General features: G+C 72.5%; 17 protein-coding genes. 9 read left to right on the top strand and 8 right to left on the bottom strand.

Features of this window, described 5'->3' with window-relative positions:
• Positions 1-4: 4 nt before the first annotated feature.
• Entirely contained in the window at positions 5-1180 is a 1176-nt protein-coding gene (locus tag ACLBX8_RS05020) for a DUF1972 domain-containing protein (RefSeq protein WP_056531829.1), read from the bottom strand.
• 39 nt (positions 1181-1219) lie between these two features.
• Here ACLBX8_RS05020 and ACLBX8_RS05015 point away from each other — a divergent pair, with 39 nt between their 5' ends.
• The gene (locus ACLBX8_RS05015) at positions 1220-1957 is read left to right on the top strand and encodes a class I SAM-dependent methyltransferase (protein WP_020090574.1); all 738 of its coding nucleotides are present in this window, start codon (positions 1220-1222) and stop codon (positions 1955-1957) included.
• Between the two features lie 4 nt (positions 1958-1961).
• Here the strand turns inward: ACLBX8_RS05015 and ACLBX8_RS05010 are convergent, their stop codons facing one another.
• From ACLBX8_RS05010 to ACLBX8_RS04990, 5 genes are read right to left on the bottom strand one after another with little or no spacing between them, the layout of a single operon-like run.
• Entirely contained in the window at positions 1962-2903 is a 942-nt protein-coding gene (locus tag ACLBX8_RS05010) for a glycosyltransferase family 2 protein (protein ID WP_132366044.1), read from the bottom strand.
• A complete protein-coding gene (locus tag ACLBX8_RS05005; protein WP_447698443.1) occupies positions 2900-4504 on the bottom strand; it encodes an O-antigen ligase family protein in 1605 nt (534 codons plus the stop codon). Before ACLBX8_RS05005 ends, ACLBX8_RS05010 begins: the two co-directional genes overlap by 4 nt.
• Positions 4501-5142: a CpsD/CapB family tyrosine-protein kinase gene (locus ACLBX8_RS05000; RefSeq protein ID WP_447698444.1), complete on the bottom strand. Its 642-nt coding sequence runs from the start codon at positions 5140-5142 to the stop codon at positions 4501-4503. The genes ACLBX8_RS05005 and ACLBX8_RS05000 overlap by 4 nt, the downstream gene beginning before the upstream one ends.
• The gene (locus ACLBX8_RS04995) at positions 5139-6671 is read right to left on the bottom strand and encodes a GumC family protein (RefSeq protein WP_447698445.1); all 1533 of its coding nucleotides are present in this window, start codon (positions 6669-6671) and stop codon (positions 5139-5141) included. Before ACLBX8_RS04995 ends, ACLBX8_RS05000 begins: the two co-directional genes overlap by 4 nt.
• Positions 6668-7822, bottom strand: coding sequence for a polysaccharide biosynthesis/export family protein (locus ACLBX8_RS04990; RefSeq protein WP_447698446.1), 1155 nt, complete (start codon positions 7820-7822; stop codon positions 6668-6670). Before ACLBX8_RS04990 ends, ACLBX8_RS04995 begins: the two co-directional genes overlap by 4 nt.
• 458 nt (positions 7823-8280) lie before the next feature.
• On the opposite strand from ACLBX8_RS04990, the gene ACLBX8_RS04985 reads away from it, so the two are divergent.
• The 5 genes from ACLBX8_RS04985 (at position 8281) to ACLBX8_RS04965 (ending at position 11804) form a co-directional block, all read left to right on the top strand.
• Positions 8281-9384 (top strand): helix-turn-helix transcriptional regulator, encoded by a 1104-nt coding sequence (locus tag ACLBX8_RS04985; RefSeq protein ID WP_447714687.1) that lies wholly within the window; start codon positions 8281-8283, stop codon positions 9382-9384.
• 98 nt (positions 9385-9482) lie between these two features.
• The gene (locus tag ACLBX8_RS04980; RefSeq protein WP_012322375.1) at positions 9483-9683 is read left to right on the top strand and encodes a hypothetical protein; all 201 of its coding nucleotides are present in this window, start codon (positions 9483-9485) and stop codon (positions 9681-9683) included.
• Positions 9684-10072: 389 nt separating this feature from the next.
• Entirely contained in the window at positions 10073-10282 is a 210-nt protein-coding gene (locus ACLBX8_RS04975; protein WP_012322376.1) for a hypothetical protein, read from the top strand.
• A 142-nt stretch (positions 10283-10424) separates the two neighbouring features.
• Positions 10425-10955 (top strand): GNAT family N-acetyltransferase, encoded by a 531-nt coding sequence (locus ACLBX8_RS04970; RefSeq protein WP_020090566.1) that lies wholly within the window; start codon positions 10425-10427, stop codon positions 10953-10955.
• Positions 10956-11192: 237 nt separating this feature from the next.
• Positions 11193-11804: a DUF2147 domain-containing protein gene (locus ACLBX8_RS04965; RefSeq protein ID WP_020090565.1), complete on the top strand. Its 612-nt coding sequence runs from the start codon at positions 11193-11195 to the stop codon at positions 11802-11804.
• Positions 11805-11832: 28 nt separating this feature from the next.
• On the opposite strand, the gene ACLBX8_RS04960 is transcribed toward ACLBX8_RS04965, so the two are convergent.
• Positions 11833-13056, bottom strand: coding sequence for a serine hydrolase domain-containing protein (locus tag ACLBX8_RS04960; RefSeq protein WP_447714686.1), 1224 nt, complete (start codon positions 13054-13056; stop codon positions 11833-11835).
• Between the two features lie 52 nt (positions 13057-13108).
• Positions 13109-13618 carry a DUF427 domain-containing protein gene (locus ACLBX8_RS04955; RefSeq protein WP_447714685.1) on the bottom strand — a complete coding sequence of 170 codons (510 nt, stop codon included), beginning with the start codon at positions 13616-13618 and terminating at the stop codon, positions 13109-13111.
• 114 nt (positions 13619-13732) lie between these two features.
• On the opposite strand from ACLBX8_RS04955, the gene otsB reads away from it, so the two are divergent.
• From otsB to ACLBX8_RS04940, 3 genes are all read left to right on the top strand, one after another.
• Positions 13733-14476, top strand: coding sequence for a trehalose-phosphatase (otsB, locus tag ACLBX8_RS04950; RefSeq protein WP_447680989.1), 744 nt, complete (start codon positions 13733-13735; stop codon positions 14474-14476).
• Positions 14477-14504: 28 nt separating this feature from the next.
• Positions 14505-14909, top strand: coding sequence for a DUF4260 domain-containing protein (locus ACLBX8_RS04945; RefSeq protein WP_447714684.1), 405 nt, complete (start codon positions 14505-14507; stop codon positions 14907-14909).
• Between the two features lie 117 nt (positions 14910-15026).
• The gene (locus ACLBX8_RS04940) at positions 15027-16028 is read left to right on the top strand and encodes a glucokinase (protein ID WP_447714683.1); all 1002 of its coding nucleotides are present in this window, start codon (positions 15027-15029) and stop codon (positions 16026-16028) included.
• The last annotated feature ends 65 nt before the right edge of the window (positions 16029-16093 follow it).

Genomic DNA, 16093 nt, shown 5'->3' with positions numbered 1-16093 from the left:
CGGCTCACGCGCGCCCGTGCTCCCGGCGGACGGCCGGCCGCGCCTCCCGGCCCTGGCGCCTGGGCGCCAGCTGACGGCGCAGCACGCGCTCGTAGGCGTCGAAGATGCCGCGCCACGTGAACGCCTCGGCGTGGCGGCGACGGGACGCCTCGCCCATGACCTCGAGGCGGCGCGGCCCGGCCCGCACCAGGCCGAGGATGCCCCGCCGCAGCTCGGTCTCGTCGCCGAAGTAGAGCGCCTGCGGCCCCGCCACCCAGCGGTTGAACGGGTTGTCGTGGGCGAGGATCGGCGAGCCCGCCCCCAGCGCCTCGACCAGCGACGGGTTGGTCCCGCCCACGGTGTGGCCGTGGATGTGGAACCGGGCGTGGAAGCGGAGCGCGGCCACGCGCTCGGCCTCGTAGATCGCGCCGGCGAAGATCACGTCCGGCCCGCCCGCCGCGCGGACGGCGCGGTGGTACGGGTCGGACTCCGCGAGCTTGCCCAGCACGAGCAGCGGCAGGCCCGGCCGGACCTCGCTCCAGGCCCGGACGATCTGGAGCACGAGGTTCTCGGGCACCACCCGGGCGATCAGCAGGCCGTAATCCCGCGGGCGCAGGCCGAACGTCGCCAGCGGCTCGGTCGAGGCCTCCAGCACCGGGTCGGCGCCGTACGCGATGGTGGTGATCCGGGCGGCCGAGGTCCGGCGGGCGAGGTGCCGGGCGATCTCGGGGTGGTCCGCCACGAGGTGGGTCGAGAACAGGCTGCCGAGCCGCTCGTTCAGCCAGAACCAGGCCTTGGCGGGCTTCGACCAGCGGTCGCGCTTCCACTCGATGCCGTCCATGTTCATCACGCTGCGCTTGGCGGTCAGCCGGTAGAGCAGCGAGAACACCGCGGTGTTGTAGCCGAGCACGAGGGGCAGGGCCGGCCGGAAGGCCGCCCGCAGGGTGCATTTCAGGTCGAACACGATCGTCGAGACGGCGCCGTCGCCCCGGACCGCGACCGGGATCAGCAGGATCCCGCGCCAGACCATCGGCGGCGCCGGCTCGCGCACTTGGCAATAGACCTCGACCCGCCAGCCGCGCGCCACGAGCTCCAGCGCGAGGCGCTCCGCCAGCGTCTCGAACCCCCCGTGCGCCGCCGGCACCCCGCGGGTGCCGAGGATCGCCACCGTCGGGCGCCCGCCCGATCCCCCGGATTTCATATGCGCCGTCGGCGCAGCACGTTCAGAGGAGCCTGAGGCATGGTCACGGTCGAACAGCGTCTGTTCCGGGAGATGGGGGCCGGGGGCTATTCCCGGCACGACCACCGGATGGAGTACATCGTGCGCGTCAACGCGCTGCTCCGCTCCGACATGCGGGTCATGGAGTTCGGCGCGGGGCGCGGCAAGTGGAGCGATGACCCGGTCCCACTGCGGCGGCACCTCGGCGACTTCCGGGGGCGCTGCGCCCAGGTCGTCGCCTGCGACGTCGACGAGGCGGTCCTCGGCAACCGGTCGGCCGACGAGGTCCGGCTGATCGGTCACGACGGGGTGCTGCCATTTCCGGACGGGAGCTTCGACCTGATCTCGGCCTTCTCGGTCCTCGAGCATATCGAGCACCCCGAGGTCACCGCGGCGGAACTCGGCCGGGTGCTCGCGCCGGGCGGCTGGCTCTGCGCCTGGACGCCGAATCGCTGGGGCTATGTCGGGATCGGGGCGCGGCTCGTGCCCAAGCGGCTGCACGCCCGGGTGCTGCGCCTCGTCGAGCCGCGGCGGGTCGAGATCGACTCGTTCGTTCCGCTCTACACGATGAACACGGAGGCGGCGCGGAAGCGGCTTTTCCCAACTGACCGGTTCGAGCACTTCACCTACAGTTTCGACGGGCAGCCGTTCTATCATGGCGAGAACATCGTCCTGGGCAAGTTCTGGGAGCTGCTGTTCCGGCTCACGCCGGGTCCCTTCAAGGGCTACCACATGGTGTTCATCCGCAAACGGCCGTGACGGTTCATCGCGGTCGGAGACGAAGACTGCGCAGGTGCCCGGAGAACCTGCGCATGTCCTCGGCCTTGCGGGCGAGGTCCGGCTGCCGGCGCAGCCGGGCCGCGAGACCGTAGGCCACGGCCCGCAGGGTGAAGCCGAGCCGGAGCGGGCCGGAGAAGAAGGCGGGCGACGACAGGAGCCGCCCGGCATTGCGCAGGCTGTAGATCGCCGCCAGGCCGTCGAGCCAGCGGGCCGAGCGGGCGCTTCCCGAGCCGCCCTGGAGATGGGTGACGGCGATGTCCGGGCGGTAGGCGACGCGCAGGCCGGCATCGCGCAGGCGGCAGCCCCAGTCCACGTCCTCGCCGTAGAGGAACATCGGGCTCTCCAGGCCGCCGATCGCGGCGATCGCCGAGCGGCGCAGGAGCAGGCAGGCCCCGCAGATCCAGTCGACGTCGAGGGCCCGCGCCCCCCTGGCCTGGCGGCTCGCGAGGTAGAGGCCGCGCAGCCCGAGGCGGCCCGACAGGCCGGCGGCGTGCACCAGGATCGAGAGCGGGCGCGGCTCGTAGCCGGCGTCACCGACTTGATGCGTCCCGTCCGGGAAGGTCAGGCGCGGGCCGACCGCCCCGACATCCGGATGCGCGTCGAGATGGTCCAGGAGGCCCGAGAGCGCGTCCGGGTCGTGCAGGAACGCGTCGGGGTTGAGGAGCAGGATCGCGGTACCGCGCGCGTGCTCCAGCGCGCGCGCGTTGCCGCCCGCGAAGCCGTGATTGGTCGGCTCGGCGATGACCCGCACCCAGGGAAAGGCCCGCGCGACGCGCTCCGGCGTCCCGTCGGTGGAGGCGTTGTCGACGAGGATCACCTCGTAGGGGCGTCTCACCCGGCTCGCCGCCAGCAGGTCCAGGCAGGTCTCGATGTCCCGGCCGGCATTGTAGGTGACGATCAGGACGCTGAGGCTGACGGCGCTCACGGACGGTCTCCGTACGCTGCGAGGGAGGGGCGACGCCCGGACTGCGAGGGCATCCGCTCCGGTCGGGCGCGCGCCGCGCCGATCGGGCCCGTCGACGCGACCGCCTGGGACGCCGCGACGGCCCTGCGCCGCTGCGCCGCCCGCACCCCGGCGATCAGCCCGAGGCCGGTGTAGAGCAGCTCGGCGATGCCGAGATTCAGGCGGAAGCCCGGATCGACCAGCCCGTGCAGCAGGTGCGCGATCAGGCCGACGGCGCAGGCGGCCGCGATCGCCGCGAGCGGATCGCCCACCGGGGCGCGGCGGGCGGCGCGGAAGCCCCGGGCGATGCCGATGCCGAAGACCAGCGCGAAGGCCGCGTAGCCGACGACCCCGACCTCGGTGAGGATCAGGATGTGCAGGTTGTGCACCACGTGGTTCGACCGGTCGAACAATCCGGCGAGCCGGGACAGGCCGGTCCTGTCGAGGACCGCGAACTGGTTGCCGAAGTTGTTCAGGCCGACGCCGAAGATCGGGAACTGCTCGAACAGGGCGAGGGCCGCGGCGTTCAGCGGGCCGCGCTGGGCGGCCGAGCCGCCGTCGTCGGCGGTGAGCCGCTCCCAGATCAGCGGGCCGGCGTAGAGCGCCGCGACGGCGCCGACGACCGCCAGCAGGCCGAAGACGATCAGGCTCGTCCGGGAGAACACGCGGTCGCGGTAGACCAGCAGGATCAGGAGGGCGGCCGAGACCGGGAAGGTCAGCCAGGACGCGCGCGAAAGGGTCAGGACCACGCCGACCAGGGCCGAGGCGGCGCCCGCCGCCCCCGCGAGGCGCAGGAGCAGCGGGCCGCGCGACAGGGCCAGCGCCAGGGCGAGCGGCCAGACGAACTCGTAATAGTAGCCGAGGATGTTCGGGTGGACCTTCAGTCCGCCGGCGCGGCGCTGGGCCGAGAAGTTGATGTTCTCCTCGACGATCTGTTCCTCGCCCAGCACCGACAGGCCGAGTTCCGAGCCCGAAACGTATTGCAGGCCCGCCACCGCGGTCTGGACGAGACAGAGGGCGCAGATCGCCAGCGCGAGGGTCCGGATGTCGGATTCGGACAGGTTCGAGACCGCGACCGAGACCAGGAGGAGGCCGGCGAAGCGCCACGTGTCGAACCAGAGATAGGCCGGGTCGGTGGCGTTGGAGAGCGAGAGCAGCCCCGCAATCAGGAAGCCGAGCTGCGTCAGCACGAGGGGCCGGTCGAGCCGCAGGCCCGGGGCGTCCTCCCCGAGTCCGGTGAGCTTGGCGACGATCAGCGCCACGGCCACCAGCAGGGCGACGCTCACCGTCAGGCCGGCGCCGCCGCCGATGCTCGGCAGGTACTGCCCGACGGCCTCGAAATGCTGGAGGAAGCTGACGTCGAGCTTGACCGTCAGCCCGACCGCGAGGGAGACGAGCAGGAGCGGCGTGAGGCGATAGAGCCGCCCGACGATCAGGGCGCCGACCGCGCCGAAGGCCGCCGCGAGGCCGACGACGGCGAATTTGAGCGGCGCCGCGCTCAGGGCGATCGCCCCGGCCGCGGCCGCGAAGCCGATCCCGGCGAGCGGCAGGACCCGCAGCGCGCGGACGGGCGCCGCGCTCATCCGAGCCACCGGTAGAGCCATCGCGGGATAGGCCGCCGCGTGCGGTTCAGGACGACGCCGAGCGGCGCCCCGCCGGCGGCCTTGAGGTCGGCCAGGGCGCGCTGCGCCACGGCCCGACGGGTGCGCTCGGCGCCGATCACCACGATGAAGCCGTCCACGAAGGGGGAGAGCGCGGCGGCGTCGCCGATCTCGGTGATCGGCTCGCAATCCACGATCGCGAGCTCGAAGCGGTCGTCGACGAGCGCCAGGAAATCCTCCACGCGGCCGTCGTCCAGGGTCGCCTGTCGGATGGCCGACGGGCTGCCCGCGGGCACGACGCTGAGGTTGTCGGCGACCGGGTGGACGCCGCGGCTCGGGGCGACCGTGCCGGCGACGATGTCGGCGAAGCCCGGCTGGCCGGTCAGGCCGTAGGACTCCGCCAGCGACGGGCGGGACCAGTTCGCCTCGATCAGCACGGCGCTGCGGCCCCGCCGGGCGTAGGCGCCGGCGAGTTCACGCGCGAGGGTGCTGACGCCCTCGCCGGGCTGGACCGCGGTGAGGCCGACCCGGCGCACGCGCGCCTCGTGCCGGGTGAGCTGGACGAGGGCCGGCTCCAGGATCGCCGGATCGATCTTCGGCGCGATGGCGGCGGCGATCATGCGGCGACTCCCGTCTGCAGCGGCACCGCGGCCAGCACCGGCACCCGCAGCGAGCGGGCGACCTCCGACGCGCTGCGGTAGGTCTGGGCCAGGATCTCCGCGAGGGCGACGTAGGCCAGGGCGGCGAGCAGGCCGAGACCGGCCGCGAGCCCGAGGATCAGCGGCCGGTTCGGGCCGGAGGGCAGCCGCGGCGGCACGGCGCGCGCCACGAGGGCCGAGGAGGTGACGGCCTGCGCGTCGAGACCCGTGCCGGTCTTCAGAGCGTCGATCCGCTTCTGGGTCTCGGTGATCTCGTCGGTGAGCAGGCCCTTCTGCTGGGTCAGCCGGCCGTAGGCCAGGGCGGCGTCGCTCTGGCCGATGGCCGCCCGGCGGCGACTCTGCTCGATCCCCGTGATGCTCTGGATCTTCTCGGCGAGGATGGCGAGCTTCGCCGTGTCGGCGGCGAGGAGCGCCTGATACTTCTGTCGGGCCAGGGCCGCGAGGTCCCGATCGAGGCTCACGAACTCGGGGGCGGTCGGCCGGAACCGCACCGCCAGCTCGGCGCGCTTCGTCCGCAGGTCCGCCCAGCGCTGGTCGAAGGCCGTGACCGTCGGGTCCGCGTCGGGCGGCGTCGGCTGCCAGCGGTCGGGTCCGGCCTCGCGAGTGCGCTTGAGCCGGGTCTCGACCACCTCGCGCTCGATCTGCGCCGCCGATTTCTGCTTGGCGAGGTCAGCGAGGGTGCCGAGGTCGTTCTGCTGCTCGATCTCGAAGCTCGCGGTGTTGTTGCCCTTGAGGTAGGTCGAGAGCTGCGCGTCGATGGCGGCGAGGTCGGCCCGGGCGCGCTCCAGCTTGCTCTGGTAGAACGAGGCGGGAGTCTCGTCGGCGTAGACCTCCACGTGGCGGCGCTTGTAGGCGTCGAGCAGCCGGTTCAGCGCCTGGGCGGCGAAGTGCGGGTCCGTCCAGGTGAACCCCGTGAGGATCACGTCCGTCTCCTTCACGAAGACGACCTTGAACGCCGCGAGGTACGCCTCGTAGAGCTTCTCGTCCGGGGTCAGGTGGCGCAGCAGGCCCACCGCCTCGAACGGGATCCGCACCGTATCGACGATCCAGGTCTTGACCGCCTTCGCGCTCCGCACGGCCTGACGGCCCTGGTAGATCAGCCAGTCGGTCCAGTCCGCCGGGGGCGGCCCGAGGTCGCCGGCCGGGGTGATCGCCTTCAGCGTCGCGAACTCGTCGCGCACGATGCTGGGATCGCGCAGGATCTCGATCTCGTTGTTCACGTTCTGCGCGCGCTCCGAGAACATGTAGTTCTGGTTCGCGCCGCCCTGGAGCGGGGCGCCCGCCTTCTCGCGGCCGAGACGGATGATCAGCTTGGCGTCGGCCGTGTACTCGGCCGGCGTCAGCAGGAGGTAGATCCCGGCGCCGAGGATCGCCGCGACGAGGATCAGCAGCGCCGGCCGGATGTGCCGGAACAGGGCCGCGAGGGCGTCGCGGAGGTCGAAGGCCGGGCCCTCGACCGCATCGGCGGCGGTCAGGTCGCTCTGCCTCACGTGCCGGACCTCACGGTGGCGCTGGTGGAGCTGCTGGCGGACGGACCGGTGATGTAGTTCACGCCGAAGCCGGTCCCGTTGAAGAGCAAGATCTGGCGCACCACGAGGTCCACCGCGCGGGCGGTCTTGGCCAGGAGCGAGGGCGGCACGTAGACGGTGGCGTTGGGCGGCACCACGATCGAGTCCGCCAAGCCCGGCTGGCCGATGTCGACGATGCGCACGCTGCCGGCCGCCTCGGCATCGAAGCGGATGATCCGCACGGCCTCGCCGGCCGCGGTCGGCAGGACGCCGCCGGCCGAGCCCAGGACCTGCGCCAGCGTCCGCGGCCCCTGCAGGGTGACGGGACCCGGGGCGCGGACCTCGCCGAACACCATGGTGTTGGCCGGGACGAGGCTCGCGAGCCGGACGCTGGTCGTCACCGAGGCCAGCTGGTGCTTGTAGGCGGCGTTCAGGCTGCCCATGACCTCGTGGACGGTCCGGCCCGCCGCCTGCACCGGGGGCACCATCGGCAGGTTGATCTTGCCGTCCGGCTCGATCGCCAGGACCTTCACGCGGCCCATGTCGGCCCGCTGGGTGAGGTCGCGGAAATCGTCGGTGACGGTGCGGAACCGGCGCAGCATCAGGGTGACGACCGGATCGATCAGCACGTCGTCGTAGGTGCTCTTGATCAGCGCGGCGGCCGCCTCCGGCGACAGGCCCGCGACCTTGATGCCGTTCTTGCCCGGCAGCGAGATCCGGCCGTCCGGCCGGACGATCACCGTACGGTTGTATTCCGGGTGCGTGCGGAAATCGACGTCGAACTCGTCGTTCGGGTTCAGGCGGTAGGTCGGCTGAACGACGCTGGAATCGATCAGGAACGAGACTTCCAGGTTGTCGCCGACGTTGAGCCGGTAGTTCGCCAGCCCGAGGCGCATGGTCCGCCCGACCTCCTCCTGGGCGGCCGCGACCAGCGCGGCCGGGAGGCCCTCGGTGACCGAGCCGGTCTGAGCCACGTCGAGGCCGGAGCGCGCCGCGCTCTGCGGGCGCCCGGAACTGCAGCCGGCGAGCAGCGGCGCGCAGGCGACGAGCGCGAGCGCGACCGCCGCGGCACCGGATGGCCGGCCTGGCCGCCGTCGCGCGACACCGAGGAACGCAGACAGGGTAAACGCCATCGACCTTCAGCCGCATCCTGCTCGAGTGCGCTCGTCCCATCACAACTCGTGATCGAACCGCGCACCGCGATACAATCGCCAAGCTTGGTTAACGAGGCTTGAACCCGGCTCTCGGCAACTCTATCAGAAGTTGTGTATGGCAATCCGTGGCAAAGTGCTGAGCCTCGCCCGCCGCGTAGAGGGGGGCGGGTTCCGGCGCAGGCCGAACGCGTGTGCGCGGCCGGGGCGCCGTCGTTCCCATCGTCGGCGGGTCGACGCGCGGATCCCGCCGCGGCGGTGCCGTCTCCCGACAAGTCCCGCGCACGCTCCCGCCGATCTAAACCTGTAATTAAAGGGATGCTTGCCCGGATTTAAGAACGTGATCTATAGTTCGACGGTATGGAGCCGTACCGAGCGAGGACGAGAGTTCGGCGAGCCGGCGCGGGGCGCCAGTATCCGGCGCGGCGGAGGCGCGTCACATGTCGGGCGTGAGGCCGGATCTCTTCGCCCGCCTGCGCGACGACCTGGAGTCCGGCTTCCGGGAGGACCTCGAGGAGGCCGTGATCGATCCCGCGCGCTGGCCTGACTTGGCCGAGCGCGTCGTGCGGGCGTCCGGCAGCGAGGGCGCCCTGCTGCTGCGCTCCGACCGGACCGGCCTCGAATCGCTCTGCACCGCCTCTCTCGCCGACGCCTCGCGCCGCTACTTCGACGAGGGCTGGCACCGCGACGACCATCGCCTCCGCGGTATCCCGCTCATGCGGACGCGCGGGATCGCGGTCGATCAGGACTTCACCACGCCGGAGGAGATCGCGCGCCTGCCCTTCTACCAGGACCTGCTGGCCTCCCGCGGCCTGCGCTGGTTCGCCGGGATCGGCTTCTCCGTGAAGGGACGCCTGTGGTGCCTCTCCCTGCAGCGGACCGTGGAGCAGGGACCGTACGAGCTGCACGAGCAGCGGCGCCTCGCGACCCTGTCGCCGCTCCTGCAGCGCGCCGGCCTGCTGACGTCGATGGTCGAGCGGGCCCGGCTCGCGGGGCTGACGCAGGCCTTCGAGCTGATCGACCGCGCCGCCCTGATCCTCGACGCCGACGGACGGGCGCTCCGCTGGAACGACGCGTTCGGCGCCCTCCTCGGGCGCGACCTGAAGCTCTCGGGCGGCCGCCTCACCGCGGAAGATCCGGACGCCGCGCGGCAGCTCGAAGCCCTGGCGCGGCCCTCCGGCCGCCCGCCGATCTCGGCGGTCGTCGCGGCGCGACGGGACGGGCCGCCGCTCGTGATCCACGTCGTGCCGCTGGTCGGGCCGAGCCGCGGCCTGTTCGCCGGGGCGAGCACGCTGCTCCTCGGGAGCGTGCCCGGGGCCCCGGCCGCGCCCGCGACCGCGATCCTCCAGGCGGCCTATCGGCTGACCCCGGCGGAGGCGCGCCTCGCCCAGGCGCTGTCGAGCGGGATCTCGCTGGCCGAAGCCGCTTCGCGATTCGCGATCACCGCGGCGACCGCGCGCTCGCAGCTGAAGGCGATCTTCGCCAAGACCGGAGCGACGCGCCAGTCGGATCTCGTGCGGCTCGTGGCCGGGCTCGCGCGCTGACGGGTCACGGTTCCGAGAGGCGCGCGGCTCTGTCGCGTCGGCGCCGGAACGGGTGGGGCCGGCCGCCGGTTGCCGCAGGAACGACAGGAGATGTCTCGATGACGAATCGGATCGCACTCGTTTCCGCCCTGGCCGTCGCGGGCCTGCTGGCCGGCGCGCCCGCCCAGGCGAAGGGCTGCCTCAAGGGCGCCGTGGTCGGCGGAGTCGCCGGGCACATGGCCGGACACGGCAAGATGGGCGCGGCCGCGGGCTGCGCGATCGGTCACCACAACGCCAACAAGAAGGCCAAGCAGGGCTGACCGTCCCGACACCGTCTACTTTGACGGCGATCGGATCGGCCAAAGGGTGATGACCAAGTCATCGCCGCTTCTCCGAAGCCGGATTCCCAGCGGAATCCGGCTTCGCTGCGTTCTGGGCCACGGCGCCAGCGAGGTCGGGTCGCGGGGCGCCTGACATCCTCACGCAGATGACGAGACCGACGGCGCGGCGCCCGCCGACCCGGAGCGCCCGCGCGCCTACGTCCCCCATCGCCCTCGCTCTCCCGCACAGCGTCGCGCTCGGCCCCCCGCCCGCAAGCCCCACGCAAGCCGGCCGTTGACCTTACTTTCGAGCTATTCTAATTAAGAACTGTGGAGGGCGCGCTGCCGCGGCGGTCCCCTCCCTCCGAGACACCCGATGGAGAGACCCGATGGCCGGTTCCGCGAACGCCGCTTGCGAAAGCTGCCGCTTCTTCGACGATCACAAGCTCAACGGTGCCCAGGCGAAGGGTGACGAGGGCCTCTGCCGCTTCAATCCGCCGGTCAGCCAGCCGGCCCCCGAGTCGAAGGGCCTCTGGCCGGTCGTGGCCTCGAAGGACTGGTGCGGCCACTTCACGGCCGAGATGTCCGCCGCCGAGTAAGTCATCGCATCCTCGAGCCGTGCGGGATCTGCGCTGAGGCGCCGGTCCCGCCGAGGCTCCGCCGCCGTCCGCGGGATCGAGCCGCGCCCGGCTCGTGCGGGGCAGATTGCCGGAGCCGCGCCGCCTCGCGTAACCTGCGGCCGTGACAGACGTGATACGCCCGGCCACGGAGGCCGACCTTCCCGCCATCGCGGCGATCTACGGCGACGCCGTCGCCTCCAGCACGGCCAGCTTCGAGACGGAGCCGCCGACGCTGGCCGAGATGACGCGCCGCTTCGAGGTGCTGCGCGCGGGCGGCTTTCCTTACCTCGTGGCCGAACGGGACGGCGCGGTCGCGGGCTACGCCTATGCCGGCCCCTATCACCAGCGCGCCGCCTATCGCTCGACCCTCGAGGACTCGATCTACGTCGCCCGGACGGCCCGCGGCGGCGGAGTCGGCCGGCGCCTGCTCGCCGCCCTGATCGCGGCGAGCGAGCAGATCGACTGCCGGACCCTGGTCGCCATCATCGCCGAGAGCGGCTCACCCGCCTCGATCGCGCTGCACGCGAGCCTCGGCTTCACGCCCGTCGGAACGCTCGCGGGAGTCGGCCACAAGCACGGGCGCTGGCTCGACGTAACGCTCATGCAGCGCAGCCTCGGACCCGGCCGCAGCCTTCCGCCGACCCGGATCTGACCGTCCAACGCGCACCGATCCCAGTATCGCCGGGTCGATTCCCGTCCAGAGCCCCGGCTGAGTTGTCATGATGCGGACAACTTCGCGCGGGAGAGGGCGGGCATGACGCGCACGCCGTCCGGTTCTCGGCGCGGGCGCGATGACGCGGAGGGAGCGATCCTTCCTGCGCGGAAGCGGCACACGCGAGGACGGGCGGTCAAGGCTCCATCACGACTCGCGAGGGATGGGAGTTCGGGTATGCGGTTTACATCGATCGGTCGCCGGGTAGCGCCGCTCGCGATCCTGGCGCTCTCGGCGCTGGCGGGCACGGCCCAGGCCAAGACGCCGACCGATCCCAGCGGCACCTATCTCACCGAGGACGGCCGCGCGCGCGTGCGCCTCGAGAAGTGCGGGACCGCGGGTGACCGGCTGTGCGGATACGTGGTCTGGCTGAAGGTCCCGCTGAACGACAAGGGCGAGCCGCGGATCGACTTCAAGAACCCCGATCCCAAGAAGCAGGCCCGGCCGTCCCTCGGACACCAGCTGATCCTGGGCCTGAAGCCGAATGCCGACGCCCATTACGAGGGCAAGATCTACAATTCCGAGGACGGCAAGTCCTACGACGTCACCATCTGGACCGAGACGGCCGGCGAGCTGACGGTGCGCGGCTGCCTGATCGCGTTCCTGTGCAAGTCGCAGACCTGGACCAAGGTGACCGATCTCGCGCCGGGCCAGCTCCCCGGCCCGACCAACGGTGCGAACGGTCCGCGCAGCGATCCCGAATACGCCACCGCCGCCCCGAAGCCGACCGCCAAGGCCGGCGCGAAGCCGGCTCAGAAGCCGGCCGCCGAGGCGCCCAAGGAGGAGTGACCGGCGCGGACCCGCGCGTGGCCGGCCCTCACTCGGCCAGGGCCGCGTAGGTCAGGACGCGCAGCTCGCGCCGGATCGGCAGGGCCGAGGACGGGACGAGCTGCGTCATGAGCACCACCGACAGGTCCTCGGCCGGGTCGATCCAGAACGCCGTCGAGGCGAGGCCGCCCCAGGCGACCTCGCCGGGCGTGCCGAGGATCTGGGCCCGGGCGGGGTCGAGCATCACCGAGAAGCCCAGGCCGAAGCCGATGCCGGTGTAGGAGGTCTCGGCGAAGCGCGGCGTGCCCATCGCGGCCAGGTCGCCCGGCAGGTGGTTCGCCAGCATCAGGTCGACCGTCTTGCGGCCCAGCAGGCGCGCGCCGTCGAGGGTGCCCCGGTTGAGGATCATCCGGCAGAAGCGCTGATAGTCCGCCGCCGTCGAGACGAGGCCGCCGCCGCCCGACGCGATGGCGGGCGGGCGCGCGAAGGCCGTGTCCACGGAATCGTCGAACAGGCGCAGCTGCCGCGCGCGGTCGTACGCGTAGGTGGCGCAGAAGCGCGGCATCAGCTCGGGTCGCACGTGGAAGTCGGTATCGACCATGCCGAGGGGCCCGATCACCGCCTCGCGGAGATGGTCGGCGAACGGGCGGCCGGTCAGCGCGGCCACGTACTGGCCGAGCACGTCGGTGGCGACGCTGTAGTTCCAGGCGCTGCCCGGCTGGGCGAGGAGCGGCAGCTTCGCGACCCGCGCGGTCATCTCGGCGAGGGTGCCCTCGCGCGCCAGGAAGTCGACGCCGTGCTCGCGGTACTGCGCGTCGACCAGGGTCGCCTCCATGAAGCCGTAGGTCAGCCCGGCCGTGTGGGTCAGCAAGTCCCGCACGGTGATCGCCCGGCGGGCCGGCTCGGTCTCGAGCTTCGCCCGGTTGCCGCCCACGGCGACGCGCATCTCGGCGAACTCGGGCAGGACCCGGGCGATCGGATCGTCGAGCTGGAACAGGCCCTGCTCGTAGAGCTGCATCACCGCCACTGAGGTCAGCGGCTTGGTCATCGAGTAGATCCGGGTGACCGTGTCGAGGGTGAACGGCGTTGCCCGGGCGAGGTCGGCCTGCCCGCAGGCGCGCGCGAAGGCGATGCGCCCGCGCCGCGCCACGGTGACCGACAGTCCGGCCAGCCGGCCGTCGCCGACGAGGCGGTCCATCCACGGCGCGATCCGGGCGAGCCCCTCCGGGCTGAACCCGGCGCCGGTCGGATCGGTCTCGGTCAGCGCGCTCATGCGGTCTCCTCGGGGTGGCCTTCCGCGAACGTAGAAGGGGCGGGGGACGAAATCACCAGCTCATCGTTCCGGGACCGCCCTTGAACGGGCCGACGATGCCGGGCGTGATCCAGCCGCCGTAGAAGTTTCCCGGTTGCGGCGTCACCGGGTCCGCCCCGACGAAGCAGGCGTCCATCGGGCCGGCGTAGAACGCGACGTAGCCGGCGATCGCGCGGAAATCCGGGGTCGGATCCGGGTAGGCCCAGGCCGCCCCAGGCACGAGACGATCGCCGCCGCGCACGTCGAACAGGACCGCCTGTCCCTTCCACTCGCAGATCCCGCCGCGCCGCCGGTTCACGAGCGTGCCGTCAGCGATGTCGATGGGCGGCAGGTAGTAGGTCGGCGGGTGCGAGGTCTCGAGCACCCGGAACCCGGAGCCCGTCTCGGCGATGACGCGGCCGCCGAGCACGACCCGCAGCCGGTCCGGGACGGATTCGAGCCGGGGCGGCCGCGGATAGTCCCAGACGCTCTCCTCGTCCGGTCCGACCGGATCGGGAACGGGCCGAAAGGGCGATCCGCGCATGGAGAACCTCGTGCTGTGCCGGTGCGGATTCAGATAGGGCAGTGCGGCCGGCGTTTGTCGTCCGGCGCGCCCGTGCTAGCCCGTCGCCGACACTCGAGCCCGGGATCCCCCGCGATGGACATCGCCCTCTTCCTCGACTTCGACGGCACGCTCGCCGAGATCGCGCCGCGTCCGGACGCCGTGCGGGTCGAGCCCGGCCTCGTTGAGGATCTGGAGCGGCTCCGGGCGCGACTCGACGGCGCCCTCGCCATCGTCACCGGCCGGCCGGTCACGGTGATCGACGGCTTCCTGGCGCCGTCCCGGTTGGATGCGGCCGGTCTCCACGGCGTCGAGCGCCGGGTCGCCGGCGCGCTCACGGGCGGCCGCGCGGAGGACCATCCGGATCTGCGCCGGCAGGTCGCGCGCCTGCAGGCCGAGACCGCCGCGCTCGCCCAGGTCCTGATCGAGGACAAGGGCGCCTCGGTGGCGGTCCACTGGCGGCTCGCGAGCCCGGACGATGCCCTGCGGGCCGAGACGCTGGTGAAGGGCGCGGCGGAGGCGCTCGGCGCCGAGTACCGCCTGCAACTCGGCAAGGCGGTCGGCGAGATCGTCCCCGCGCAGGCCACCAAGGCCCACGCGATCCGCGCCTTCATGGCGCAGGCGCCCTACGCCGGACGGGTCCCCGTCTTCTTCGGCGACGACCGCACCGACGAGATCGCCTTCGCGTCGATCAACGAGGACGGCGGCGTCGCGGTGCGCGTCGGTGACGGCGAGACCGTCGCCCGGCGGCGCCTGCCCGACCCCGCCGCCGTCCGTGCCCTGCTCAGCAACTGGGCTGCCGGTGGCGCGATCGACCCGGACGCGCTGCCGCCGGCCTGACGCGCCGCGCTGTCGAGGGGAGGTCGCGATGTCGGGGCGTTCCGTCACGGGCTGGCCGCGCCTGCTGCTGCGGCTGGAGGGGGGCTGCATCCTGGTCGCCGCCCTGCTCGCCTATGGTTGGCTCGGGCCGTCGTGGTGGCTCTTCGCGGCGCTGCTCTTCGTCCCCGACCTGAGCATGCTGGGCTACGCGGCCGGTCCCGTGGTCGGCGCCGTGCTCTACAACGCGGCCCACACGCTCGCGCTGCCGCTCGTCGGCCTGGCCCTGGCGATCGCTTCGGGCCGCCCCGAGGCCGTCGGGCCGGTCCTCATCTGGCTGGCCCATATCGGCCTCGACCGCGCCCTCGGTTACGGTCTCAAATACGGCAGCGGCTTCGGAGATACCCATCTCGGCGTGATCGGCCGGGCGCGTGACAAGACGATCGCGCAATCCTGAGCGGCGGATGCCGCCGATTGGGACTTGCCCGCGCGGTGTCGCGCGGCCGATGAATCGCCGGAGCCGTGCTGGACGCGAGTCCCGTCGCGGCGGGCCAGAGAGCAGGGGCAAGTTGCGATGTTCGAGTTTCCGGTTCTGGTCGGCGACATCGGCGGGACGAACGCGCGGTTCGGTCTGATCGAGACGTCCGGCGACCAGCCCCGCCTCCTCGCGCACGAGGCGACCGCCGACCATCCCGATCCGTCGAGCGCCATCAAGGCATCGCTCGCCAAGGGTGGCGGCCCGGCACCGCGCTCGGCGATCCTGGCGATCGCCGGCCGGGTCGACGGGCCGGAGATCCAGCTGACGAACGCGCACTGGAAGATCGCGGGCCAGCGCATCGCCGAGGATTTCGGGCTCTCCTCGGCGACGGTGGTCAACGACTACGTGCCGGTGGCGGCCGGCGCCGCCGATATCGAGCCCCACGACCTCACGCCGGTCGGCCCCTGTCCCCCCGTGCCCGGCGGCGCCCGCGTGGTGCTGGGCCCCGGGACCGGGTTCGGCGCGGCCGCGCTGGTCCCTTATTCGGCGCATCTCGCCATCGTCTCCACCGAGGTCGGCCACACCGATATCGGTCCGGCCGACGCCTTCGAGGAGCAGGTCTGGCACGCGCTGGAGCGGGTCGAGGACCGGATCACCGTGGAGACGGTGTTGTCGGGGCCGGGCCTGTCGCGCCTCCACGCGGCCGTCGCCCATGTCCGGACCGGGCAGCCGCACGAGAAGATCGAGCCGGCCGCGGTCACCGAGGCCGGTCTGAACGCCACCGATCCGCACGCCGCGGAGACGCTCGCGCTGTTCGGCCGGGTGCTCGGACGCGTCTGCGGCGACCTCGCTCTGACCTTCCTGGCGACGAGCGGGGTCTATATCGGCGGAGGCATCGCGCCCCGGATCCTCAAGGTGCTGGAGGAGAGCGGCTTCCGCACCGCCTTCGAGAAGAAGGCGCCCTTCGCCGCCATGATGCGCCAGATCCCGACCAGCGTGATCACCGTCCACGACCCCGCTTTCCGGGGCCTGGCGGCCCTGGCGAACGAGGGCGCCAAGTTCGTCTACCACGGGCAGGTGTGGCGGAAGGGGGCGTGAGCGCCCGCGGCGGCGTCGGCCGGGCGCGGAGCGAGGCCGGACGGCTCCGCTCCGCGCGCGTCCCG

Source organism: Methylobacterium sp. D48H (assembly GCF_053345715.1).
This window is presented reverse-complemented; position numbering and strand designations above follow the sequence as displayed.

What these genes read in the sequence shown, in the direction of transcription:
- ACLBX8_RS04990 (WP_447698446.1), bottom strand. Translation starts at nt 7,822, where the DNA reads ATGGCGTTTACCCTGTCTGCGTTCCTCGGTGTCGCGCGACGGCGGCCA.
- ACLBX8_RS04940 (WP_447714683.1), top strand. Translation starts at nt 15,027, where the DNA reads ATGTTCGAGTTTCCGGTTCTGGTCGGCGACATCGGCGGGACGAACGCG.
- ACLBX8_RS04945 (WP_447714684.1), top strand. Translation starts at nt 14,505, where the DNA reads ATGTCGGGGCGTTCCGTCACGGGCTGGCCGCGCCTGCTGCTGCGGCTG.
- ACLBX8_RS05020 (WP_056531829.1), bottom strand. Translation starts at nt 1,180, where the DNA reads ATGAAATCCGGGGGATCGGGCGGGCGCCCGACGGTGGCGATCCTCGGC.
- ACLBX8_RS04985 (WP_447714687.1), top strand. Translation starts at nt 8,281, where the DNA reads ATGTCGGGCGTGAGGCCGGATCTCTTCGCCCGCCTGCGCGACGACCTG.
- ACLBX8_RS05005 (WP_447698443.1), bottom strand. Translation starts at nt 4,504, where the DNA reads ATGAGCGCGGCGCCCGTCCGCGCGCTGCGGGTCCTGCCGCTCGCCGGG.
- ACLBX8_RS04960 (WP_447714686.1), bottom strand. Translation starts at nt 13,056, where the DNA reads ATGAGCGCGCTGACCGAGACCGATCCGACCGGCGCCGGGTTCAGCCCG.
- ACLBX8_RS05000 (WP_447698444.1), bottom strand. Translation starts at nt 5,142, where the DNA reads ATGATCGCCGCCGCCATCGCGCCGAAGATCGATCCGGCGATCCTGGAG.
- ACLBX8_RS05015 (WP_020090574.1), top strand. Translation starts at nt 1,220, where the DNA reads ATGGTCACGGTCGAACAGCGTCTGTTCCGGGAGATGGGGGCCGGGGGC.
- ACLBX8_RS04980 (WP_012322375.1), top strand. Translation starts at nt 9,483, where the DNA reads ATGACGAATCGGATCGCACTCGTTTCCGCCCTGGCCGTCGCGGGCCTG.
- ACLBX8_RS04965 (WP_020090565.1), top strand. Translation starts at nt 11,193, where the DNA reads ATGCGGTTTACATCGATCGGTCGCCGGGTAGCGCCGCTCGCGATCCTG.
- ACLBX8_RS04975 (WP_012322376.1), top strand. Translation starts at nt 10,073, where the DNA reads ATGGCCGGTTCCGCGAACGCCGCTTGCGAAAGCTGCCGCTTCTTCGAC.
- ACLBX8_RS04955 (WP_447714685.1), bottom strand. Translation starts at nt 13,618, where the DNA reads ATGCGCGGATCGCCCTTTCGGCCCGTTCCCGATCCGGTCGGACCGGAC.
- otsB (WP_447680989.1), top strand. Translation starts at nt 13,733, where the DNA reads ATGGACATCGCCCTCTTCCTCGACTTCGACGGCACGCTCGCCGAGATC.